Below are 25,879 nucleotides of genomic sequence, written 5' to 3'. Positions count from 1 at the left end.
ATATAAAACTACATTCCCTGATACTTTTTGTATTATTCATTTAATACAATGATACATGTAATTCAAAATCTTGTCAATACTGTATTAAAAACACCCCGGAAGCATATGACTCATCATACCATATACTTTCGGGGCGCTCTTATTAACTTTCTTACCAGTCCCTTTATATTTCGGACTCCTTTAAAACTTCAATTTTACACTGGTGTGCTTTTTCTATCCTGTCATAGCTGATGCCTACCGCCAGAACCCTTCCTGTATATCTGGGCTGTTCCCCCATCCTGCTTTGGAATTTCATGGCATATTTTTTATCCTTAATCTGCCGGATCGCTGCGTCCGGTGTGGCGTCAACTTTTAATTCCAGTATGATACAGTCTGCATCCCTGTCCATTTCCGGATAAAAAATAAAGTCCACATAGCCTTTTCCTGCTTTATCCTCCCGTTCTACCCGGTAAGTATCCCTTGCAGAAAGATATACAAGGTTTACAACTGCAGTCAGCTCAATTTCGTTGTTGTAACTTAAGAGCGGAACTTCTGTGTTATGGGCAAGTTCCAGTATCTTTACCATTGTGTCCGTATCCCCTGCAATGGTTGCCTGCAGCATACGTTCAGATTCCTTCGCTAACTGATACACATAACCGAAAGAAGGTTGTTTCTGCAGCATATCTGCAAATTTTTCCATCAACTCCTTATTCGGGATGCAGACCTTCCCATTCTCATAACTCAGGAAGCCATAAACAACCATAGCTGAAAAAATCTCGTCCTTTGTCTGCAGGTTCATGGAAGTGGCCGCATACTCCTGGATTTTTGCCGGTACGGAAACACCGGACACCATAAGGGCCAGATCATCCCGGACGTCATCTACATTATGTTCGATGTAATAGTAGATCTCATCATAAGGCCCGGCACTGGTCCAATAATTCCCCAGATTATTATTCTGCAACGAGAGGACGACTGAGCGTGGGTTATAAACCCGCTCTCCCCCATAGGTATGGTAGCCATCATACCAGTTTTTCAGGTTCTCTCTTGTTACCCTTTCTCTTTTCTCTAATGCCTGATACTTTGCGTAAAGCTTATCCACTTCTGTTTCCGTAAAGCCAAATGTCTCGCTGAACCGCTCTTCCGTTATCATCGTGTATTCCATGAACATATTCAGTTCTGAACCGCTCGAATACTTTGCGATAGGAAGGATACCCGTCATATATGCCATAAGCACATAGGGCCTGTCTTTTAGCAGGCTTCGTAAGAACAGCAGATATTCTTTTTTATTATCCTCTGTCACAAAATCCTGATGGAAAATAAAGTCCCATTCGTCCAGTACAAAGATAAAACGTGCGGAAGGGTCCTCTGCGTAGATATTTGCCAGCATTTTAATGATTTTTCCCTCTCCATAGGATTTCGCATTGGGATATTCCGCCTTTAAATCTTCTGCCAGCTGCCCACGTATCTGTCCAATATACTCATCATAAGAAGAACAGTCTTCTGTAAAGTCATTAAAAGAAATATGAATAACGGAAAACTGGTTCCGGTATTTGCTGTATTCTTCATATCTGGCAATTGCAAGGTTTTGAAACACATCCTGTGCGTCGCATCCCTTGGAGAAAAATGATGCGATCATATTCGCCATGACCGTCTTTCCAAATCTCCGGGGTCTTGTGATACAAATATGGTTATTTCCCGTACTTACCAGTGGGAACAATTCTTTCAACATCTGTGATTTATCCACAAAATAAGGCTTTGCAGTCTCACTTTTGTATAGCGTATATGCTGTTGTGCCATTTAAATAAACACCCATAGTACACCGGCCTTTCCTCTGCATAATACAATTTTTTTTCATATTGGTTAACACCTTTTCTGTATTATTATAGCAGATATCCTGCCCGAATCATACCTCATATTTTCGACAGCCTAAGTATCATTCCATTTCCGCGTCACTTCTGTATTTAAATCACATATAAATCGCTGCAAAAAGATACAAAAAGATACATTTCTCTGAGATCGTCTGATTCTATATTGCTTTTTATTTCAAAAACCTCTACAATAAAATCAGTAGTTCTCAGGAGGAAATTCTATTGAAAAAGATGAAGAAACATACCTCGGGTTTTACCTTAATTGAATTAATTGTTGTTCTGGTAATACTTGGAATCCTTGTGGCTGTTTCCGTACCGGCCTTCTCTGGGTACCTCAACAGGCAGAAGGAAAAAGAAGCAATCTCGGAATGCAGATTGATTGTGGCCGCTACACAGAGCGCCTATATGGATATATACGCAAAGAATGACAGTACACTGAAGCCCAATACCGAAGAGATTTTAAAAGAAGTCGGGGTTGATGGGAAGATTATAGGTGCTGATTTCGATGAAAAGACGCGTAAGATCACAACACTTACCTATCTTGCAGAAAATAAGCTGTGTGTTCTGTATAGAAAAGATGAGGATGTGAAATATGTGATTACTGATGACCAGACCGGCGATATATTAAGTAATCTCGAAAAATTCATAAAAAACTATCAGGATTTTACTGTGGATTGGTTATCATCTCCTAATAGTAATAAATACGCTGGGAGGGAAACTTTAACCCGCCTGCTAATAGAAAAATACGGCTTACTTCCTTCTGTAGATTCCACTTTAATCCCTGACCGTTATACCAATACATCCCTCTATTGGCAGCCATATTATATAGCCAACAATAAAACTGGTTTACAAGGCTCTACATCTACACTTTTACTTGCAACACCTAATGATGGCAGCGGGAATCTTAGTAATATTCAAAATAGCTGGAAAGCATATATGATTTACTTTGAAGGTGTCGTCTATGTATTGCCTGAAGGTTCTGAAAATGCACCTATAGGAATGAGCGATATGCACACTGTGTCACAGACTTCGGAAGGAATTACACAGCATATTAAAGACCTTGGTTTTGTTCCTGCTAATTAATACCGCCTTCAAATTCAAAAATCCCGGAATGCATATTATAGTTATTTATATGCTTCCGGGATAATTTTTTATACTAGATTACAATAATGATATCAGTGAAAAACTCTGCTACAGATACTGCGTCAGGTCATGCACATCATTCGTGTACTTCTTGGCATTTTCTTTCGTAATAATCCCTGTCCGCACAAGTCTTGCGAGGTCCGTATTCAGTGTATGCATCCCGTGTGCCGCCCCGGACTGCATGACCGTATTGAGCTGGTGGCATTTGTTTTCCCGGATCAGGTTGCAGACTGCGTCCGTCCCGATCAGGACTTCTGTTGCAGCAACTCTCCTTTGCTGGTCCTGCGTTGGTATCAGGCACTGTGTCACGACACCGTTTAATATGGCGGAAAGCTGTGTCCGTATCTGGTTCTGGCTCTCAGAGGGGCATGCATCAATAATGCGGTCTATCGTCTGGGCCGCCCCGGTTGTGTGCAGTGTAGACATGACCAGATGGCCTGTCTCGGCCGCTGTCAGTGCTGCTGAGATGGTCTCATAGTCCCTCATTTCTCCTACAAGAATTACATCCGGGTCTTCACGTAGTACGGAGCGCAGGGCAGGAGCAAATCCTTTTGTATCTATGCCGACTTCTCTCTGGTGGATAATCGACTGTTTCTCTTTGTACACATATTCAATCGGGTCCTCAATCGTAACGATATGTTCTGCCCGTCTCTCATTGATATAATTAATCATGGCCGCAAGTGTGGTAGATTTACCGCTTCCGGTCGGCCCTGTCACCAGTACAAGCCCCCTCGGCTGCCCGGCAAGCTGCCGGAGGACATCCGGGAGCTTCAGTTCTTCCAATGTAGGGATATGATTGTTCAGCAGCCTGATTGTAGCCGCCACCTTTCCCTGCTGGCGGAAAATATTGACACGCTGTCTGTTGCCGTCTTCTGTCTGGATGGCAATATCAATATCCTCCCCTTTTTCGAACAGCGTCCTGTTGTGTTCCGATAAGACAGACAGGATGGCCAGCCGTGTTTCTTCCGGCTGAGTGTCTTCTTCCATCTTCATGAGCCTTCCCTGTATGCGGAACCGAAGCGGCAGTCCCTCTGATATGTGAATATCCGAGGCGCCTTTCTCCCTTGCGGTTTCTATGATCTGAGCAATTGTATTCATACCCACCTCCAAATGAATCTATGCATAATAAGCTACTTTCCATAATTCTTCCATTGTAGTTACGCCTTCCCGTACAAGGTTAACCCCCTGTTCCTTAAGCGTGTGCATATCCTGATTCTGAATCAGATAATCTTCCATCTCCTCCATGCTTGCCCCTGTGGTAATCATGCGGCGTATCTCTTTTGTAATTACCGCGATCTCATGAATAGCAATTCGTCCGACATAGCCGGTATTATTGCATTTTTCACAGCCGCACGCCTGCTTTACATACATCACATCTTCACCCAGCACAGCCCTGTCTGCTGCTGTAGTTTCTACCACTTTCCCACAGTCCGGGCATACACGCCGCATCAGTCTCTGTGCAACAACCCCGACGAGTGAGTTCGCAATCATGTATGGTTCGATTCCCATATCGATCAAACGTACAATAGAAGAAACTGCGTTATTCGTATGGAGCGTAGAAAGTACAAGATGGCCTGTTATGGCGGCCCTGACAGAAATAGATGCCGTCTCAGAATCTCTTGTTTCCCCTACCATGATAATGTCCGGATCCTGCCGCAGCAGTGCCCTGAGTCCTACCTCGAATGTAAGACCAGCCGTGTTATTTACCTGCATCTGGTTTAATTTCGGCATATTCTTCTCCACAGGGTCCTCGATCGTGGAGATATTCACGCTCCGCTTTGATAAATATGCCAGAATCATATATAACGTTGTTGTTTTTCCCGAACCGGTAGGCCCGGTCAGATAAAGGATTCCGTTAGGGGAATTCAATAGCGGCGCGAACTGTGCATAATCATGTTCGTTCATGCCAAACGTATCATTATGAAGTATCTTAGTATTGCCGCTCAAAAGTCTTAAAACGGCTTTCTCACCAAATACAGTCGGGATCACAGATACACGGATGTTTACATTTTCATTTTCCAGTTTAATCTTAAAATGTCCATCCTGCGGAACACGTTTTTCAGCAATATCCATTCCCCCCATGATCTTAATACGGGCAATGATGGATGCCTGCAAGGTACGTTTCAGGGTGACATATTCAGTAATTGTACCGTCCACACGCATGCGGACCACCGTCTTGTCTTCGAATGGTTCAATATGGATATCACTTGCATTGATATTATAGGCCCTTATGATTAATGTGTTCAAAAGGCGGATGGTAGGCGCTTCGCTGTCCATGTCACCGTCGATATCATAATCAGACAGTTCCAGTTCATCCAGATTCTCATCAGAGCTTTGATTTGCCTGTTTTGCCGCCTGCTTCGCGGAAACCTCTGTATAATAATATTCCAGCGATTTCATAAGCGGAGCCAGTTTGGACAGCTTGATATCCAGATGCATACCGGTCAGCTGACGAATATCCTCCAGAGCATAGAAGTTCAGCGGATCATTCACGATCACTGTAAGATTATTGCCGCTTATGGCAATAGCTAAAATATGATATTTCATTGCCAGCTGGCGGGGAATCTTTGAGACAGCTTCCACATCCACTGAGTACCGGGACAGATCAATCACATCCAGCTGAAGCCTTTCCCCCAGCGCCACAAGAACCTGTTCCTCCTGAACATAGCCCAGACTAATCAGAATTTCTCCCAGACGCCGGTCTTTATGTTCCTTCTGATAAGCAAGCGCCTCCTGTACCTGTTCTTCTGTTATGTAACCATACTCCTGCAAAACTTTACCAATCGGAATATTTTTCATCATCTGCCCTACTTTCCTGATTTTCTTTCCTATATTAAATCACCCGGTCATTATTTCTCACACATGTAGACTTCCAGTCCCAGGTCCAATGTAGTCATATCCACAGCTGCTCCTTCTGTAGTCTCGGCAGCCTCTGAGTCTATATGAAATGTTTGGATACGCACAGACGGATATTCCTGATTTACAACATCAATCAGGTGCTTTGCCTGCTTAAGTGTCCCTGTAATGGTCACATTCACCTGAGAAGCATATACCGTCGACTGCGTCTGCTCCACAGCCTGCGTGCCATCTGATGAACCAGAGTCCGTGCTGTCAGCATCCTCCCCGCCTTCGGCAGTCATTGCCATTTCCAGTCCCATTGTTGATGCAAAATACGGATTCACCTCAGCCACATAAGACTTACTGCTGACTTCCAGATCCCGGGATTCCATCCCGTTATTCAGTATCATTTTGGTAATCAGCGCCTCTATCTCATAGGACTGCATCATCGGATAATAATCGGCCGCCCTCTGTACAAATTCTTCGTCTGCATCTTTCAGTTTCTCTTCCAGAGTCCCTTTCGTATCAATTGCAAGCTTCATCTCCATCGCCTGTGCATCCACTTCAATGCTCTCTGACGCAAGGTCAGACTTCACCTCCAACTGCGGAATGATCAGGAACTTGATAAACAATGCGGCGATCAGAACCACCGCAAGTATACTGAGCAACTTCTTATCTCTTTCTGTGATTGTAAATGTCATAGCCTACTCCTTCCCTTCTACATTCCTGCATGTTCACTCAAATATCCATTTATCTGGATGTCATATTTTCCGGCATCCTCTGTATAATTATATCCGGAATATTCCAGATCTGCGAATACATCACTCTTTTCCAGCCTGTTGATAAATGCATGGATCTCGGTTACCTGAGCGGCCATCGCCGTGAATTCATAGGTCCCTGTCTCAGCATTATATGCATCTATCTGAATCGTCACCTTATCCTCGGCACAATTCAGAATCGCCTGCTCTACCTTGCTTCCCGGCAGAGGATAGGTCTCATTCACGTCACTGATCAGCTGCGCCTCCCTGATTTTCCCCTGTACCTCCTGCAGCTGGTTCTCCAGCTCCTTAGCCTCGGCAAAAGCACTTTGGTTTTCCTCCGATTCTATATATGCTTTCTGCTCATTAATCTGGCTGCGTTCCATATGATTCGTAATAAACAGCGGCACTGTAATGACCAGACAGACTGCCAGAGTAATGCCTCCCGGCAGTACATATTTCCATGCAGAAGCATTCTCTTCCTTCCCTTTATGCCCCATCCTTTTTAAAAGATTAATATCATTTTTCTCAGCCAGAAGATTACCGATGGTATAACAGTAATTTCCAAGAATATTATTCTGCTTTGCATACACAAGTTCTTCCCGCAAATTCTCACGGTCAACCGTCCCTATCATTTCCACACTGCCCGGATCAATCACTTCCAGGTCCAGTCCTTCCAGCATCCGTGCAGTTTCATCGTAGTCCTCCTGCTTAAAACCGCTGATACACACTTGCTTCATGTCTGCACGCTTCAGTTCTGACGCACTGAACTGCTGGACATTGCTGACACGCTGTGCAACTTCTGCCGCAAAATCACGAGTCCCGTGTTCGCTGAAAATCCGTGTTCTGTTAAAGAACCTGATATGCCCTTCTTCCATCAGACAGCAGAGCAGGCTGTCCCCGTCCAGATGAACGGCAATGAAATACTGCCTGCGCATCTGGGGGTGTCTCTGAATAACCTTCGCAATACCATTTATAGAAGTATCCATACTGTCAAGATCAACACCGATTCCCTTGAAGAGTTCCTGATACACTTCCACAAAATGCTGGTTTGCTGCAAGTCCGATCAGGTGGATCAGACCCTTTTTATTCTCAACTTCCATCACTCTATAGTCGTAAACATAATTTTCAGGGTTCTCGAGTTCTGAGAACTCCTTTTTTACCATGTTCCGGATCTTTTTATCGGCCACCTTTGGTAATGTCAGAATCTTTGTATATAACTGGGTACTGTCCACAATCAGGCGGATCCCCTTCTTCGGAAGCTGGTACTCTTTCCAGATTCCTGCAAGCTCTGCCTTCAGCTCATCTTCCGCAATAATAACACCATTAAGAAGCAGGCCCTCCCCGATCTCAAGACTATAACATTTCTGTATCTTAATCTGGTTTTTACTCACATTTCCTACGATTATCTGGACATTACTGCCCGATAAATATACCGAAACTCCCATACCATACTCCTCCTAATATCCCTGCTCTATCGTCGAATAAGACTGATAAATCGGCAAAATCACCGCAACTACCACGAAACCGACTACCACTGCCATCAGGATAATCAGCACCGGCTCCAAAAGTGCAACCAGACGTTCCAGAGCTTTCTCTGCTTCATAATCCAGACTTTCAGCAATCGAATCCAGCATATCATCCAGACTTCCTGTCTCTTCCCCTACCATGATCGACGCAGCAAGCTTATTCTGAAATCCCTTTACATCCCTCAAAACACGGGAAAGTGGTTCCCCCATCCTGACGCGTCCTGAAACCTTTTCGAACTGGCTCTCTATATAGGCATTGCCGATCGTATCCGCTGCAATCGGAAGCGCATTCACGATCGTAATTCCGCTTCCATACAGCGAGCTTAATGTCCTCGCAAAGCGGGCAGTATAAATCTTCCTCAATAACTTTCCAACGATCGGGATATGGAGCTTGAACTGGTCCTTCAGCCGGGCTGCTGCCGGAATGGTAAACAGCCATTTAAACAGTCCGATGACTGCCACAATGACAATGATAATCAGGTACCAGTATTTCTGAAATGCATCACTCATTCCCATCAGCATCCGCGTAATCAGCGGAAGGCTCTCCATCTCCGCAAACATATCCTCGAACTGCGGCATAATAAAGATAAGGATAAATGCGGCCGCACCAAACAGCAGCACCATGAGTACTGCCGGATAGATCATCGCATTCTTCACCTTTGTATTGAGACGGTTTTCTTTCTCATAATGATTGGCCATACGGAGCGCCACTGCATCAATATTCCCGTTTGTTTCCGCAGAACGTATCATGTTGATCAGCAGAACCGGAAATGCCCTGCCCTGCTGTTCCATTGCTTCTGACAACGAAATCCCCTGAATAATCGCCTCCTGAACAGAGCGGTAAACTTTGGCATACTTTGGCTTCAGGTCCGCCTCCCCTGCTATGATATTCAGTGTACGCACCAAAGATACCCCGGCCGCCAGCAAGGTCCCGAGCTGCCTGCAGAAATCAGCGACAACGGGTGTCTTGATCTTACTGTACCCGTTCTTATCGCCGCCCTTTTTCCGGCAGTCGACCAGATACTTGCCCTCAGCGCGCAGTGTATCATAGAGGGCCTCTTCACTCGCAGCCTCCACTATGCCTTTCACTGTATTTCCATCCATATCTTTTGCTGTATATCTGTATTGAGCCATACTCTCTCCTCCGGCTTCTTAATCACCATTCATTCACAGCGCACCCGTTTTTATATAAGAAATCCCATGTACCACTGTATAATCGATTCTCCGGCAAATACTGCCGCCGCAATCCCGACACATAAAAACGGGCCAAATGCAAACTGGCCTTTCCTGTCCTTCTTCTTCGAAGCCAGTAGATAAATGCCATAAATCCCGCCTGTCAGCACAGCCACTAAAAAAGCGACAATGACACACCGCCAGCCCAGAAACAGTCCCGCCGCAGCCATCAGCTTGATATCACCACCGCCGAAAGCCCCAGCGATAACAAGTGCAAGAATCATCATCGGCAGACTGATTGCCAGAGCGCCAATGATTCTCGGCACAATCCCTAATTCCGGGAATAAAACTATGGACACTAAACCACAGGACAGAACCGCGATAACCAGTCCATTCGGTATCTCCAATGTATCTATATCAATAAACGAAATTGCAGTCAGGACTGCAAGCAGGACAAAAACAAGTACCGCCCGCAGAATCCCCTCCAGACTGCCATCCTCTAATTTTCCAAACCAATAAAACGAAAAAACCGCCAGACCTCCGCCAAGCACTTCGACCAGCGGATATCTCACAGATATTTTTGCTTTACAAAACCGGCATCTGCCGCCTAAAATCAGGTAACTGAACACCGGAATCATATCGTATCCATTTAAGACATGCTTACATGCAGGACAGATACTCCTGTCATTGCCAAAAGGCATCTGTGCCGGTATCCTGTAAATTAGAACATTTACGAAGGAAAACACGGACGCCCCCATAAAAAATATAATAATATAAAAAATCCACATCACTGTTGTCATTGACATTACTCATCCTGTCGTTTCATCTTAATAACTTCAAAAATGTCCTTTGCAGACATCGCCGCAAAGGACATTGTGATTGCTCTTGCATCGTGTACGTTAGCCTTCAATCATGCTGTTCAATTGATACACGTTCCATGTTCCAGATTCACCATCTGTATCCTCATATATAACAAGACAATTATTCTCTCTATATACAAGCTTCTTTACCCGGAAGGAATTTGAATCGAATATGATGTAGTCTATCTCACCCTCACATTCGGAGAGTTCTTCCACCTCACGAATCGCATCCTCTGCAATCCCCCGGTATTTTCTGTTAATCGTAATATCGCTGGTATTCCCCTTGTAGTCATAAGCAACTACCGTGACCGCCAGCCTCACATTCTTTGCATGGCGCAGTGCCCAGCGGGCATCGCTCTTATGTAAGTAGTGGAGTGTAACTGGGAAGATGATGGAAATTAGTATAAAGATGATAAAAAGGATAATTGCTATATCTAATTTCACATTTGACTTCTTTTCAAGTTTCTCATCTTCCAATTTTATACCTTACCTTATTTTCTAATTAATAGAACCCTACTCTTATGGAGCGGTGGTTGTTGTTTTCGTTATAGTGCTTTCATCCCATTTGCCATTTGCAAAGCTAATTGTATATTTTGTTCCAGCATATGTCATTGTATTAATCTTATTATTCTCATCTAATGTTGCTGATGTGATTGTACCTTGTACTTCCGACAGTTCTTTCGCATTCGCCAAATCTGTTGCTGTAAGCGTTGTTCCTGCCGTCTGTCCAACCTCATATTTCTCAGATGCAATAGTTTGAACAGCCATCTGTGCACTCCTCGCCTCCGCCAGTACTACCTTCTGATCTGCCTTCTTAATGTACCCTGTCAATGAAGGCACCAGCAGTGCAATCAGTATACCAAGGATAACCAGTACTACAATCAATTCTACCAGTGTAAAACCTTTTTTGTTTTTTCTTAACTCTTTCAATTTCTGAACCATGAGAATCGTCTCCCTTTTCTTTAATTATAAGCTCTTGCCTATTTATTCTTATTATATTTTTATTCTGAGCAAAAGTCAAGAACTAAGCCTACTTTGTCGTTTTTTGTTGAATTTGCCATGCACCCCTTCAAAATGCCGTGTTTTCGGGCATTTCCTTGTGCACTTTTACTATTCAACAGGCGGAAATTCATCACTTTTGAACCCGTCAGCATTTACTTTATAACATTCTATAATCTTATCACGGTCATATGTATAGCCTGTTTTTTTGTTTTCTAATTTCAAATGTACTTTAATGCATGATGTTCCGTCTTCTCTTGAAAATGAAAGTTCCTGTATACTGCTATTCATATATGCTTTATCTGTAAAATACCAGTCTACAGCATCTTCCAGAATCTCTGTCTTATCTGCCGAGTGCACAGACTGATAATGGAGAAGAAGTTTGTTTATGTCGCCGCTTTCATCTGTCATCATGATGACCTGATGCCCGGTCTGGTCGTCGTAAGCGATTTGTCTGCCGTCTTCACTGATGTAGACGTTTCCCGTGGCTGCCCCCAGTTCTCCGGTGATTTTTTCAATCAGGATATCACTGACGCTTTGTGCGCGGCTCATGCCCGAGACTTTGACAAAGACATTCAAAGCAGGCGAAAGGGTTGCAACAGTCGCTGTGACGAGAATCAGAAGCACAACAAAAGAAACAATCAGCTCTACAAGCGTTGTCCCACTCACCTGACTCTTCCATTTTCCATAGTACTTCTTGCACAGTGCCTTCATCCCGTCTCACCTCTTTCCTGTTAAAGCTGCTCAAACACTGCGGGCCGGACTTTTTATTCTCCTGTAGGAATGAACGAATATATGTGATAGCCGTCATTCTCGTAATCCGCTGTGTAGAATTTTAAACTTCCTGCACTTTTCCCATCAATCTCAATCGCAGCATTCTGGGGGGCGGCAGACTTTCCTTCGTCTTGGTTTAAATAGTACCCATTCAGCAGTTCATCTACTTCTGACTGGATTTTATCCGCCTTTTGAATCTGCTGCAGGGAGAATACTGTTGTTTTATAAAGCATACTCAATCCGATTAAAAGTATGGCAAATGCAACTATGATTTCTACCATAGTCATTCCCTTTTTGTCTTTTAACATTATGATTCCTCCCCGCTATAATCCCTGCCATGTGACTACCCATTTCCATGTGTCGAGATTCCATTCCTCGTCGCCTGCATCTTCAGGCTTCTTAAGCTCATATCTGGTCGTCACACTGTATTTCTGGTTATGCTGCTCACTCGTCACAATCATTACAAGCACGATTTCACCGTAATCTCCATCCATTTCCCAGTACATGACTGAACTCATATCGCCGAATTTCGTGGTTGCCAGTGAATCCAGATGTGTCGTCAGATGCCGGTAGGCGTCTTCCTTCTCATGCCCGCTTTTGCCCTGGCTGTAATATGGCCACGTATTTCCGTGTATTTCATTATAAAGATAGGTTTTTATTTCCGTGGTCTTCTCAGATGTAATTTCCTGCTCCAGCACCTGACTGTATGTAATCGCAGATATCCGGCACTGTTCTTTTGTTGCCGACTGTTGTGACTGGCTCAGCGTCTGATAGGCCATGACTGTCATTGACAACGAGAGTGCCGCGAAAACGCACAGAAGGCAGACTACCATTATCAATGCACTTCCGTCTTGTTTTTTCTGATTTTCTTTCATAGTCTGCCCTCCTTTCTTATTCTTTCTCCGGCTACACTAATCCTCTGGTTTTTGTTCCTCAATTTTTGTTTCCCAGTTTCCGGTTTCTTCATTCTGTTTTCTCTGCCATTTCATCTGGTTTGCATCCGTATACCGCTGTGTGTCATTTGTCAAGGCTGTAATCGTAACTTCAGATGTAAACAGATATGCATATGGATCATTCTCGTAGTCACCTGCCACCTCATTGAACCCACCTTCTGTTGTTATATCTGGCAGAATAATCTGGAATGTATACCAACTCTCAGCATCCTTTGTATACTGAATGAATTCTACAAAACCTTTCACTTTTGTCTCGTATTTCATTACAGATTGATTAACAATATCATGTTCATAACCAAATACAAAGGAGTAGGTTGTCTTGACCGTTCCATTTTCCGTCTGTTCAGATTCAGCACTTATAAGGTCCTGCTCTTCCCAGTATTCCTTACCGGTCTTATCATCTATCCTCTTCTTTGACAGCGTAAAAGGGTTGTCATCCCCCTTAACCAGACGTAGATCATAATTCTTCCCGTCTTTGGTTGAAGTCAAGATCGAATATCCTTCCACGAATTCAATATCGCTCCATGTAAGCGCATTTTGCTCCACTGAAATCTCTGTATCGTCGACCATACCACCAACCATCGTTACTTTCTGGCTGCATTTCCGGAGAGTCTGTTCTTCTGTCAGCTGCACCGCATCCAGTCTCATCTTTGGAAGAGGGAACCGTTTTTCTGCGGACCATTTGGAACTGATTTCATTATCAGAAATAGTCCTCACCTTCACGCCCAGATAATAACCGGCATACTCTTTCAGCAGACCGGAATCTCTATTCAGGTTAAATGAACTGTCTTTCAAGGAACCATTCATCACAAAATCGCCTAAGGCCGCTGTCTCTTCCTGTTGACCGGACTTCTCATACAATGCCAGTCTGATTTCATATTTTCCGGCTCCCGTCCGGTCAGGGTCTGCTGCCAGAATCCGGACTCCCTCGTCTTCGAACGCAGCAGAGTCTAAAATATCGGATGCCGATTTATCCAGGCTGATGATATTTTCAGATGGTCCTGCCTTTCTAGTTGGGACATCAAAGGAATAACTGATTCCATCAAACGAATTTCTGTAATGTTCTGCGTCTGCCTTTACCAATCCATTCACATAGATCTCCACGGTACATCCTGCGAATGCTTCAAGATCAATCACTGCTGAGGTATCTGAACTTTTCCATTCCGCTGTTTTCACCTTGTTCTCTTCTGCTTTGCCTTCAGTTACATCCTTCGCATAAATCACGTAGGTATCCAGATCCTTCAGCATATTCTCATCCTGATATCCCCGCCATGCTACGGAATAACGCAATTCGTTTTTATTTGTTTCCCCGTGCTCATCTTTCTCCAGTTCCACTGACGGCTGCGTAATCTTCGAAAGCCGGAGTGTCATCTGGTAAGACTTCATGGAGCGGTTACTGAATTTAGTGATCTTATCACCGTCTTTTGTTCCCAGCCTCGTGACGGACACTTTTATTTCTGAATAGTTCCATGTGCTTCCATCCATTTCGATCGAATGTTTTGTAGTATCTTCTGTTTTTAATTGGACTTCTTTATTCGAGCCAAACGGAATTCCTATTACCAGAACATTGTACGATCCCCCGCTGCTGCCCTCATCCCAGCTGAATGTATATATTCCTTCCTCTTCCTTATAGGACCCTGAAAGTACAGGTGCCGGCTGTCTGTCTGGTTTCTTCTTATTAGGCACTGTAAGTTCTGATGATTTCACCTGTTTTGTAAAACCATATGCAACAAGTGGACTGTAAATCACTTCGTATTTCCCATCCTCAGTCCGTTCAATAACGTATCCGCCCTTTAAGTTTCCGCTTGTGTCATAAATAGCCTTCATATTACGGACTTCTTCTGCTGTTAGGTTTCCTGCAACTTTGTCTGCATAAAACGCAACATTGTTCTGGCTTCTCCAGGGATAACACCGCACGGTTACATTCGTCCCCGGTTCTTGTATCTCATCCGGCAGATTTGTCAATTGAATGACAGATAATCCTTCCGTCAGACGAGCCACTGCAGAGGAGACTGCCACCTGCATGTTTAAATCTGCATCATAAGCAAGCATTTCCGCACGATAGATTACCTGCGTGCCGTTCTTTTCTTTTGCCTTCAAATCATATGCAACAGATCCGGTCAGGCTGCCGCTGAAATTGCTGAATGTTATCTCTGCAGTCTCTTTATTATTTAGTTCTGTATAGGACATCGGCCAAGTCTGCCTTGAATACTTGATGGAATTACTGTACTTTCCATCTTCATGTATGTACTCCGCATAGTTTATGACAATCGTATTCGCTCCCAGATCTTTATTATACAGAGTATCAGATTCTCCCTGTTCAGCAGTAAATGTATAGTCTATCCCTCCTACTGTTGTATGAATCACTATATTTTTTTGCACTTCCTGCGGATAATCATCTTTATTTTCCAGTACAAAACGATATCCACCTTTCTGGGCACTCTCCAACTCAAGTGCCATGTGAACCTGTGGTGTTGCCAAAAATGGTGCTACTGGTAATTTACTTTCCCCATTCTTTTTATACAGCACCCAGTCAGAGTTGTATTCTTCTTTTCCACTCACTGCCCTTACCGACAACTGCAGATATTTGCCATCCCAGTCATCTTCTATTGATATATTATAACTGTTTGCACCATATACCTGATAAACCTGAGTAACCGGATTCGTGCTTTCCCCTGAATCAAAAAGTTCTGCCTTCACCTCGTAATAATATGCTGACGCATCCTTGTTCCATGAGAGCTGATAGGAACCGCCTTCATCTGTTCTGTTAACGTTCGTCGGATTATTCAGCTTTGCATTGCCATATTTTTGCTCATAATAGGCCAACAACTGGCTGTCTATAGTATTATACAGCTCCAGACGTTTCACACCTGTATCCGTCTTATCATTATAAACGGAGGAAGTTGGATCCGCCCTAAGACCTGTCAGTACATTTCCTGATTTTGCATTATAAGCTGTATAAACATCCCCCTCCTTTTTCACATATAATCTGCTGCCTTTGTCGCCCAATACCCCTATCAGTGAATTGTCGAAATAATAACTACTATTCACGCTTTTAACACTGGCTTTTGTTACCGGTGCACTGCAGTCTGCAACTCCAAAACAATCTTTAATGACTGTATTTTCAGCACTGGTTGCTCCTACAATTCCTGACATCTTTTTCTCAGACAGTCCATAGTTCCTGCACTGTATGATATTATATTCTGCTTTGGTATTTGCCAGATTTCCAGCAATACCACCGGCCCCGGTTTCAGATGATGCCTGTATTACACCAATATTCACACACTGATAAAAATTCATGTATATTTCCACACTAGGTACTGCTGTAGCCATTCCAATCATACCCCCGATGTCTTCTGTACCGGCAAGAACCCCCTGGTTTTTACACTGTATCATATCCAATGTCTGACCACTGTCTATCGCATAGCAGTCGCCAACCATACCGCCGACTCTGGATTGACGCGCGCTAATTCTGCCATAGTTCTCACAGTTTAAAATCGTACCGCCCTTATACTTCCAGCGCCCTATCATTCCTCCCACTGCAATCGGACCCTTTATATCACCATAATTCACGCATTCTTTCATAACCCATGAATCGGAAAGCTGATTTTCCTGTCTTCCAACCAAACCTCCAATGCCGGAAATGTTATTGCCTGAAATATCTTTATTAACATCCGCATAGTTTACAAGCTTATCCAATGATTTTGACGAATGGTTGTACCCTATGATACCTCCAATTGCATTATCCGTGGCATGTGATGTAGCACTTACGTTCCATTCATTACCATCTTTCCCTTTCCCGCCTGTACTGCTTTCCGCTACTAGGGCTGATGATTCGTTGACACCAACAAGACCGCCTATATTTCCCTGCGAAATAGTCAGTGAAACCGTGCCTCCCATGCATTTATTCTCCGAGACGGTTCCCTGATTGGTTCCGGCCATACCTCCTACATGCCCGTATACCTTTGCTTTGATCTCACCAGATTTGAAGTTGCAATGGCTGATTCGGGCATCTAAACCATTCTGTCCGGCAATCCCCCCTGCACTAACAGGATCGTTTGCGGCGCCGTTAGTAGTAATCTTCACGCCCTCTGCCATACAATCCGTAATACTGTTCTCATTACTGCCTGCGATTCCACCATATCCATAAACACTTCCACCATCACCTGTAATTGTTCCCGAGTAACTATAGAAGCTGATCGTGCCCTCATTCAATCCTGTAATCCCGCCCATGTATGCAGATATCGCGGAATCCGAAGTATCCGCGTTAATATCCGCACTAACTTTTGTATAGCCATCCCCGGCATTGCTTCCTGCGACTGTCCCCCGGTTAATTCCCGCAAGGCCTCCATAATACCCGCCTGGTACTTTTGCAGAAATAGCAACTTTTCCACCTTTTCCAACCGTACAGTTTTCAATCATCCCGTTTTCTGTATTTAACGCTGTAATTCCTCCTATCCGGCTGTTAGAGCTGCCAGAAACAGAAGTGTATGTAAGCTGGCTCACATCAGATTCTTTTATGATATGATCATTTATGGCTGCAATTCCACCAACATCATTTAACGCTGTGATTGTTCCACTTGCACTGGCAGCTGTAATCTCTCCATAATTAAGTGCCGCAATTCCCGCTGCATTTCCGTTCGAGCTGATTACATTTCCCGTACTTTTCGTAGTATTTATTCTTGCACCCTGTTCTAATATGGCTGTGATTCCGCCGGCATCTCCGGAACGTTCCGCGCGAATATCTCCGGTATTTGTACAGGAATCGACCAGACTGTCATTGATTATCTCGCCTGCAATTCCGCCGGAATACCCCTGTGCAGCTGTTACGGATGCCCTGTTCACGGATTCCGTTATGACACCGCCCTGCTGACTCCCGACAAGACCGCCTACATACTGATCCCCCCGGACCATTGCAGAGGATTTTATGGAGCAGTTATTTAAATCCCCCTCGTTCAGTCCAATCAGGCCGCCTGCATAATTTCCTTCTGATTCAAGCCTGTATCCACTATCAAAAATATGCTCCTGTATGACTGCACCTTTGTGGTTCCATCCTGCCACGCCTCCTGCGTAATTTCCGGATGCCTGAACTGCAAAATTGTACTGTGAATTATTCTTGCCTCTAATCGTGCCAAAGTTCTCCGCTGCCATACCGCCGACATAATCATGTCCTGTCACTGTATTTAATATAACATTACTTGCAAGAGATCCCTCTGTATCATTGCGTCCTACGATTCCACCTACATAGTCTCTGTCACTACTTCCTACTGCGCTTACTGTACATTCATTAACAGCCCCTTTGCACCGCTCCGCAATTCCACCCAGATAAGTCCCCTCTGAAGATATCCTCGCTGATGAATCATTTGAGCATCTCATAATCCATGTTTTCTCTGTTACCAGACCTGTGATTCCGCCTGCGTAGGAATACGCTTTCCCATCTTCCTGTATAACGGACTCAGCAGTTACAGGTGTCTTATTCACTGCATCGACAATATATAATGCCGACCCACTCGCATTATATCCCAGTATTCCGCCGACATGAATCTGTCCTGTAATGCTTCCCAGCCTGTTTACGGTTATTATTTTGTCACTTCCGATAAACAATTCACCAGCAGAAGCTATATCATCATATGATTTCACTTTTTCATACAGTAAGTTATAATCTGCACATGCACAAGGATCACTACTCTCCTCTTCTGAATAGTATATCTTTGCCATATCTGCCAAATCTCCGCCGTCATTTCCGTCTACCATATTGCGGTTATACCCGACAAATCCGCCCACAAAGGCCGTTCCGGTCACACCTCCGAGGAAATTATCTGTATTACATAACATATTCACATAAAGATTTTGCAAAGCTGAAAGATTGCCTCCCAATATACCACCGATATATAATTCACCCTTTACCAGATTAGGATTCGCCTCAAGAGATTCTCTGCAGAGCTGCACGGAACGGTTTACCCCGGCATATCCGCCCACGAAATTATTTCCCTTTATGAAACCGCCAGCCAGCATATAGTTTGTTACTACTGCATCTGTGTCGTTATATCCTATGATTCCTCCCACATAATTCTGCCCTGCCACGATACTTACGACCGGGATACTGTTTACTCCACTGATTGTTCCGTTGTTATAACCTGCCACGCCTCCGGCATAGTCCCCATTCGCGGCAATATCATAAGCATTTTCCATTGCACTCGCGCCTGACAGGCTGCCTGCATCTGAGGATGTACGGCAGTCCAGAATACTACCGGCATTATACCCGGTAATACCTCCTGCATATTTTTCTGCTGCAACTACAATTCCTGTATTTTCCCAATTACTTATATTAGAAGGAACATGCTGCTTTGCCGGGACAATCTCATCAATTGTACCTTCTCCCTGCAGATACTTCTGTATATCCCCTTCCAAAGTGGCGTTTGCCCCTACAATACCGCCAACATATCCCTTACCCATTACATAAGTGCGGCTGACTGCGCCATCCCCGTCAAGACCGGACGCCGTGCCTGCTGTCGTCGTATTGATTCCGGCTATGCCGCCCACATAGTAGCGTCCTGTCACATACCCTTTTGCTGTCCCGGCACCTGTACTGCATCCGGTAATCGCTGCGTTTTCGTTGAGTCCTATAATACCGCCCACAAAATCTCCGGTCCATGTATCCGCTTCTGCCATTTCTTCAATTTCCGCCATCTTTTCGCCAGATGGTATTGGGTTACTTGTGCAGTCTTTGATCATAGTCAGCTTGTTATAGCCTGCAATCCCGCCTATACAGGAGCCGCTTCCTTCTACATATCCTGTGTTTTTGCAGTCCTGAATAAGAAGTGTTCTCTCTGCGTTTAAAACCCTGTACCGCCCGTACATATATCCAGTAATTCCGCCCACATAGGACTGCCCGGACACACTGGCTCCATTTTTCAGGTTTTCATATATTCTTTCAGTGCCTACTAAGCTGACTTCCTCTCCATTTGCAGTCTGTTTTTTGCCGGTGATATCGCTTCCGGCTATACCACCCACATAATCTTTACCCTTAACGACACCTGTAGTCGTAATATCCCGTAAAACGCCCTTGTTTAGTCCACATATGGTACCGACGTAGTCTTTACCCTCTGCCTGAACCTTCTTTAGGGATACATATTCGACCGTCCCCGCATTATTGCGGAAAATTCCCAATGGTTTTGATTCGGCCTTTGAAGACACAGGCACTTCATACAGAAGCATATTCTGAATCTGGTAAACCTTGCCGCTTTTCTCATCTTTCGCTGTGTACTTACAATCCTCACCGAATTCTTCAATTGGAGGAAATGCCTTCTCTTTTCCTTCTTTCTCAGCACTTACGATTTTCCCCTTATTGAAAACCGATTTCCGGCTGATTATGCCATTTTCCCCGTCCCAGCTGAAGTCTGCCTTTTGCAGGAATATAGTTTCATTTACCCTGTCCTTGTCATTTTTATTTGTTTCTGCAAAACGGATGTTGCTTAAATGTCTTGCATTCTTAACTCCATAAGTTACCGTCTTGCCATCGTCCGTGGTTTTTGTATCTGCAAACAGGGCATTTTCTGTATTCGTCTGTTTCCATGCGCTGGACTTATAAAAAGAACCGCCTGCCTGAACTCTGGCATACAGATTCACCCCTTCCAGACCAAGCCTTTTAATACTGTATGTATCTCCATAATCGGCATCTTTCTTTTCCGACAGCGATGCGGCTTCCAGATCGACTGCATCCAGTACAAGATACATCACACTGTTCTCAGAGGCATACGCACGAAAACGCACATCCTTTAAAACAGCCTTTGTCTTTCCGTCTTCTTCATAGAGCGTCACATTGCACTGGATATACAGCTCATCTTCACCCACGTTGGATGCATTCTGCCTTTTCACGATGTTTTTCGCATCGGGAATATTATTCACTTCCAGTGATGCGGCCATTTTCTTCGTATCTGCATTATATAACTGGATCTTATACTTGAGCTGGTTCGTCATATATTTGTATTTTGAAGTCAGACTCCATTTCACATATAATGTATCGCCATTTACCAGTTCTGCGTTGCTTAACGCTGTCTTTTTCAATGAACTTGGCGCCCGGTCGGATACATCATCCAGCCCATAGTACCCCAACAGCATCTTCTTCCGCGCCTCCACAGAACGATCACTGATATCATTGGATGTGCCTTTTCCCGGCGCCTGGCCTGCCATGCCATAATAGAAGGAATCCGCCTTGTCGTTATAGCAGACTCCGAGAATAATCCCATCGATCGGGTCAAATTCTACGCAAAAAACGGCATCTAAAATTGTGGCATCATAGACGTAATCGTCTATCATGTCATACACAATTTTATATGCACTCTCTTCTCCTTCTGCAGTCTGCGGAGCCTCCGGCCCCAGAAACAGATAGTAAGCCCTGCCGGTCCCGAAACCGGACGCTCCGTTTTCTATCATATTTTCGGAAAACTGATTGACTTTATATTCACTTTTTTCCATCAGCTCTGCGAGCGCATCCAGCTGCCCGCCCGCCTTCGCCCTTGTGAATGCCGATTGCGCCGCTGTATAAATGGTCTGGGCATATTCGTTATTTTTCTTGAATGTGGCATATCTCTGGTAGGCAATCACCCCTCCTATGACTACACCTGCCAGTATCGCTGTTATGATGAGTGTCACAATCATCTCTACCAGTGTAAAACCTTTTGTATTGTTCTTTATTTTCACGTGATCCATATGTACTCCCTCTTATTTCCCACGACGATCTTTCCCCCGCTTACTTACTTGTTATTATCATACCCCGTTACCCCATTAAAAGCAACAAAAAAAGACGTGCAGACCGCGTTTTCGGGCTGTTTTTGTATTCAGCCATCACTCGCATATCACACGCCTTTTTATTACATTTCAATGGTATAACTTATTGTATATTTCTTATATTCCCAACCATCTGCACTTCAAACACATCCCCATCGTCCGGCACATACAGATTCCCCCTGTAATACTCTTGCCCTTCCTTCGTATACAGTTTCTTCCGCTCTGCCAGATGTGTTTCTTCGGTATGGTAAAGGATCAGGTTCGGGACTTTCAGCTCCTCCGCCAATTGGCACGCTTCTTTCACCGTGCTGTGGTGCTTTTCATAAGGCTTAAATTTATCCGCCTCACCAAACAGGCAGAAAGCCTCATGCATGAGCCAGTCGCTGCCTTTTACATACTCCTCTTCACACGGATTATACGGCTCATCCCCGCAGCAGGAAAGTTTGACACCTTCTTTTGTTGTCAGGGTAAAACCAAACTGCTTTGCCTTTGTTGAGCCGATATCAAAGAAAGTCACATCACAGTCCAGAATCTTCTTCGTATCCCCGCTCTCAAGGGGGATCAACTGAATCCGCTCCCCGATATGCTTTGTCACCTTTTTCTGGATGGTCAGTCCTGTAATTGTCGTGATGACTGGCACAAGGTCACTATGGCAGTAAATCCGTACATCCCCCTCGTATTTTCCCTGATTCATTTTCTGCCCGATCATACGGATGAGCCAGATCAGCCCCAGCAGATGGTCGATATGTTCATGGGTAATAAAAATATCATGGATATCCTGAAGCGGCACGTCTACCTTGTCCAGAATCCCCAGTATCTGGTTTCCTCCTCCTGCATCTACCAGAAAATGTCTGTCCCCGTCAGACAAAACGAAGCAGGTATTATAGCATTTTGTTACTGTGGCATTTCCGGTGCCTAAAATTGTCAGTTTCATGTCTTCCTCCTGATGCTTTGTTTCCGTCCTTCTAAGCTGCTTTCCTTTATTCGTAGTATTTCATCAGTGCCTGTGTCCCGAGTTCCCCATAGCCCTCTGCCTCCAGTTCCTCACAGTTGGCAAGCACCTGGCTTAACACATCAAGACTCAGTTCACTCATATTCGCCTCAATCAGCGCCAGCTTCATGTCCTTGATAAAGTGTTTCATGAAGAATCCCGGCTCGTAGTCCCCTTCCAGAATCTTTGGTCCGAACGTATCCAGCTGTTTACTTCCGGCCGCACCCGTCGCAACCGACTTCAAAACGGTATCCAGATCCAGACCTTTTGCCTTCGCGTAAGTAAGGGCCTCGCATACCCCGGAAAGTGTTCCCGCTATCATGATCTGGTTGGCCAATTTGCAGTGCTGGCCGCAGCCTGCTTTTCCCTGATAATTGATGTTCTTCCCCATTGCCTCAAACAGTGGCATACATGCTTCGTAGTCTTCCTGATCTCCCCCTACAAGAATTGAGAGTGTCCCGTTTTTGGCGCCTGTGTCACCGCCCGTAACCGGAGCGTCCAGCACGTGGAATCCCTTTTTCTTCCCTTCTGCATAAATCTTCTCCGCAATCTGCGGGCTGGTCGTTGTCATGTCTATCAGATAAGTCCCCGCCTCTGCACTGTCCAGAATATTTCCTTCGTCAAAATAAACTTCCTCTACATCTTTCGGGAAACCAACGATCGTGATGACCGCTTCACAGCCTGACACACAGCTCTTGATGCTGTCATGGAAAAATGCGCCTTCCGCGATCACATCTTCCACCTTTGTCTTATTCCTTGCATAGATGTGGAGTTCAAATCCTGCCTTCATCAGGTTGCGCACCATTGATTTTCCCATAATACCGACACCGATAAATCCAATTTTTTTCATTTTATTCTTTCTCCTTATCTTTTTTATATTTAAGCCATAAGCTGCATGACCATCTGTATCAGCCAGAAGGCAGTAAACAACAGCATCCCGGCATTGAGTGCCACAACCGCAAACCGCCTTCCCTGCGGAATCATCTTTTCTCCCGGCAGCAGCCGGAAACTTTTCCTGTAGGCAATTAGAAGTGTAATTCCCGCAGCGGCAGTCCCAATCACAGCCAGACTGTATAACGTTATAAGCACGATACCCGGCATCAGTTCCCTGATTTTTGCCATCCCCTCAGCCACATTTGTCTGAAGCAGGCTCGTAGTCCCCGGAAGCTCACTGAAACGTGATGCATTCAGAATCCAGACTGAGACAACACTCCCCACAAAGTTCACCGCCATATGGAGGATGACCGTATATCTGAGCCGGCCGGTTTTTACATAGATAAAAGCCAGAAACAGGCCTAAGAAGAATGCATATGCAAACTGGTTCAGGTTTCCGTGGAACAGCCCGAACATGATTCCTGAAAGTACCACCGCCGTGCCTTCTCCATACACCACCGCACGGTCTATAATCAGTTTCCTGAAAATGACCTCTTCATACACCGGGGCACATAGAACTGTAAGGAAAAACACCGCCCACTGCGCGTTCCCCGCCACCATTGAAGCCACTTCGTTTGTGACCGCCGAACCCGTGAATAATCCGATGAGCATCGTCAGGAAATTCCCCGCCAGATTGCCTGCGTACATGATCCCATAACACATGATTGCAGCCATAATTAACTTTCCCACTGACATCTTATGCACGGCAATCTTTTTCTCTGTTTTCATGCGGCTGACCAGAAAAATCAGCATCGGCATTCCCAGTATATACATCGACAGCATTGGCAGCATCATGAAAAGGGTATTATTCTGCAGTAGTTCAGGCTTCATATAGTGGACCATACCGATGGTCAGGTCCTGCACAATCCATATAATGACCGATCCTGCCAGATACAAAAATCCGATTGTTGAAAAAAAGCGTTTTCCTTCCTTTACTGTATCTATCCCCAAATGTTCCTGCATCCGTATCCTCCTGCTCACTTTTGCTTTCATTTTGTCTTCTTTATTATAACGTCTCACTGCAAAATTAACAATATACATTCCGTGTTATCGATTTTTATGGATTGTAGTCCTTTTTTATGGTACGATGACCATATATTTGTTACGGAGGTGATATTCATGGAACTATCCAGACAGCTTGCATCACAGATTGTTAAAGCAGTCTATGAGGTTGTTGGAAACGACATTAACTTTATCAACGCATCCGGCATTATTATAGGAAGCACGGATTCCAAGCGGATCGGAACTTTCCATGAAGCCGGATGCGAAGCCATAAGAAGGGGGACCCCCGTCTTTGTCGGTGACAGCCATGATTTCAAGGGTGCCCGAAATGGTATTAACTATCCGATTTTTCTCGAAGGTACCCCGGTTGCGGTGATCGGGATCACGGGAAATCCGGACGACCTGAAACAATTTGGCTTCCTAATCACCAAGATTACAGAGGTTTTCCTGAAAGAACAGCAGCTGAACGAGGAACTTTTGTCTGAAAACCGTTCCATCCATTTCCTCATCACTTCACTGATCTATGACAATGTGCAGAACCAGAAGCAGTTGGATATTCTGTTGGAAAAATATGAGATAGATTCCTCCAAGGAATATGCGGTGCTGTCCATTAAGATGAAGGATACGACGTTGGAACCTTCGCTGCGTTTCTATTTTTCTGCCATCGGCTGCCGGCTTTCTGTCTACCTTTACCCGAATGAATGGGTGGTTGTCTTTGACCGTGAGACATGGCAGGGCTTTTCGCCCGATGAATTCGGTTCGAAATACAAAGACCGTGTGCACGCCGGCATGGGGCCCTTCGGGCCGCTTTATCAGCTCAGCCAGTCCTACCACAGCGCACAGACTGCCCGCAGACACGCACGGCAACTGAATACTGTATTCTGCAGCATTGATGACATTTCCATTGAATTCGTACTGGAGAGCCTGCCGGATCAAATCCAGAAGCTCTATGCCGGACGCATTCTCAGTTCTCTCAATGATAAGGAATTAAAGATTTTGAACATCTATTTTTCCTGCAATTTATCACTGAAGGATGCTTCGGAAGCACTTTTTATCCACAAAAACACGCTCCAGTACCAGCTGGACAGAATTACCGAAAAAACAGGACTGAATCCCCGTCTGTTTCAGGATGCTTTTTTACTACAGTTCGCACTATTCTGTAACCATTAGGATACCAGTTTTTTCCTGGATCGTGTTTGGTACAGGTGATAATTTTACGGATAAATACCTATATTTTTTATTACCTGTACCATACTCATTTATCGCCCATCTGTTATACTGAATTCAGA

The 25,879-nt window shown here is 44.6% G+C and carries 18 protein-coding genes; 2 read left to right on the top strand and 16 right to left on the bottom strand.

What is annotated here, in order from left to right; genetic code table 11:
* Nucleotides 1-163: 163 nt before the first annotated feature.
* Nucleotides 164-1,792: an AAA family ATPase gene (locus tag A8806_RS15245; protein ID WP_109732187.1), complete on the bottom strand. Its 1,629-nt coding sequence runs from the start codon at nucleotides 1,790-1,792 to the stop codon at nucleotides 164-166.
* A gap of 286 nt (nucleotides 1,793-2,078) precedes the next feature.
* Here A8806_RS15245 and A8806_RS26640 point away from each other — a divergent pair, with 286 nt between their 5' ends.
* Nucleotides 2,079-2,930 carry a prepilin-type N-terminal cleavage/methylation domain-containing protein gene (locus tag A8806_RS26640; RefSeq protein WP_242996129.1) on the top strand — a complete coding sequence of 284 codons (852 nt, stop codon included), beginning with the start codon at nucleotides 2,079-2,081 and terminating at the stop codon, nucleotides 2,928-2,930.
* Nucleotides 2,931-3,038: 108 nt separating this feature from the next.
* On the opposite strand, the gene A8806_RS15235 is transcribed toward A8806_RS26640, so the two are convergent.
* The 15 genes from A8806_RS15235 to A8806_RS15165 form a co-directional block, all read right to left on the bottom strand.
* Nucleotides 3,039-4,088: a type IV pilus twitching motility protein PilT gene (locus tag A8806_RS15235; protein ID WP_109732062.1), complete on the bottom strand. Its 1,050-nt coding sequence runs from the start codon at nucleotides 4,086-4,088 to the stop codon at nucleotides 3,039-3,041.
* Nucleotides 4,089-4,106: 18 nt separating this feature from the next.
* Nucleotides 4,107-5,792, bottom strand: coding sequence for a GspE/PulE family protein (locus A8806_RS15230; protein WP_330405381.1), 1,686 nt, complete (start codon nucleotides 5,790-5,792; stop codon nucleotides 4,107-4,109).
* Between the two features lie 47 nt (nucleotides 5,793-5,839).
* Nucleotides 5,840-6,529: a UbiD family decarboxylase gene (locus A8806_RS15225; RefSeq protein ID WP_109732061.1), complete on the bottom strand. Its 690-nt coding sequence runs from the start codon at nucleotides 6,527-6,529 to the stop codon at nucleotides 5,840-5,842.
* A gap of 17 nt (nucleotides 6,530-6,546) precedes the next feature.
* On the bottom strand, nucleotides 6,547-8,034 hold the full coding sequence (locus A8806_RS15220; protein WP_109732060.1) for a hypothetical protein: 1,488 nt from the start codon (nucleotides 8,032-8,034) through the stop codon (nucleotides 6,547-6,549).
* 12 nt (nucleotides 8,035-8,046) lie between these two features.
* Entirely contained in the window at nucleotides 8,047-9,249 is a 1,203-nt protein-coding gene (locus tag A8806_RS15215) for a type II secretion system F family protein (RefSeq protein ID WP_109732059.1), read from the bottom strand.
* A gap of 50 nt (nucleotides 9,250-9,299) precedes the next feature.
* Nucleotides 9,300-10,094, bottom strand: coding sequence for a prepilin peptidase (locus A8806_RS15210; RefSeq protein ID WP_242996119.1), 795 nt, complete (start codon nucleotides 10,092-10,094; stop codon nucleotides 9,300-9,302).
* A 93-nt stretch (nucleotides 10,095-10,187) separates the two neighbouring features.
* Nucleotides 10,188-10,592 carry a hypothetical protein gene (locus A8806_RS15205; RefSeq protein WP_181368747.1) on the bottom strand — a complete coding sequence of 135 codons (405 nt, stop codon included), beginning with the start codon at nucleotides 10,590-10,592 and terminating at the stop codon, nucleotides 10,188-10,190.
* Between the two features lie 75 nt (nucleotides 10,593-10,667).
* Entirely contained in the window at nucleotides 10,668-11,090 is a 423-nt protein-coding gene (locus tag A8806_RS15200) for a type II secretion system protein (protein WP_109732057.1), read from the bottom strand.
* A gap of 168 nt (nucleotides 11,091-11,258) precedes the next feature.
* Nucleotides 11,259-11,861, bottom strand: a complete 603-nt coding sequence (locus tag A8806_RS15195; protein WP_109732056.1) for a prepilin-type cleavage/methylation domain-containing protein — start codon at nucleotides 11,859-11,861, stop codon at nucleotides 11,259-11,261.
* A 53-nt stretch (nucleotides 11,862-11,914) separates the two neighbouring features.
* Nucleotides 11,915-12,229, bottom strand: a complete 315-nt coding sequence (locus A8806_RS15190; RefSeq protein ID WP_109732055.1) for a type II secretion system protein — start codon at nucleotides 12,227-12,229, stop codon at nucleotides 11,915-11,917.
* A 15-nt stretch (nucleotides 12,230-12,244) separates the two neighbouring features.
* Nucleotides 12,245-12,796, bottom strand: coding sequence for a hypothetical protein (locus tag A8806_RS15185; protein WP_109732054.1), 552 nt, complete (start codon nucleotides 12,794-12,796; stop codon nucleotides 12,245-12,247).
* 36 nt (nucleotides 12,797-12,832) lie between these two features.
* On the bottom strand, nucleotides 12,833-21,586 hold the full coding sequence (locus A8806_RS15180) for a prepilin-type N-terminal cleavage/methylation domain-containing protein (protein WP_109732053.1): 8,754 nt from the start codon (nucleotides 21,584-21,586) through the stop codon (nucleotides 12,833-12,835).
* 181 nt (nucleotides 21,587-21,767) lie between these two features.
* Nucleotides 21,768-22,598 carry an MBL fold metallo-hydrolase gene (locus A8806_RS15175; RefSeq protein WP_109732052.1) on the bottom strand — a complete coding sequence of 277 codons (831 nt, stop codon included), beginning with the start codon at nucleotides 22,596-22,598 and terminating at the stop codon, nucleotides 21,768-21,770.
* 46 nt (nucleotides 22,599-22,644) lie between these two features.
* The gene (locus A8806_RS15170; protein ID WP_109732051.1) at nucleotides 22,645-23,505 is read right to left on the bottom strand and encodes an NAD(P)-dependent oxidoreductase; all 861 of its coding nucleotides are present in this window, start codon (nucleotides 23,503-23,505) and stop codon (nucleotides 22,645-22,647) included.
* A gap of 29 nt (nucleotides 23,506-23,534) precedes the next feature.
* On the bottom strand, nucleotides 23,535-24,551 hold the full coding sequence (locus A8806_RS15165) for a CPBP family intramembrane glutamic endopeptidase (protein WP_181368746.1): 1,017 nt from the start codon (nucleotides 24,549-24,551) through the stop codon (nucleotides 23,535-23,537).
* A gap of 156 nt (nucleotides 24,552-24,707) precedes the next feature.
* Here A8806_RS15165 and A8806_RS26010 point away from each other — a divergent pair, with 156 nt between their 5' ends.
* Nucleotides 24,708-25,760: a CdaR family transcriptional regulator gene (locus A8806_RS26010; RefSeq protein ID WP_181368745.1), complete on the top strand. Its 1,053-nt coding sequence runs from the start codon at nucleotides 24,708-24,710 to the stop codon at nucleotides 25,758-25,760.
* Nucleotides 25,761-25,879: the final 119 nt, after the last annotated feature.

The organism is Faecalicatena orotica, from assembly GCF_003149245.1.
In the GTDB taxonomy this organism is placed as follows: domain Bacteria; phylum Bacillota; class Clostridia; order Lachnospirales; family Lachnospiraceae; genus Faecalicatena_A; species Faecalicatena_A orotica.
This window is presented reverse-complemented; position numbering and strand designations above follow the sequence as displayed.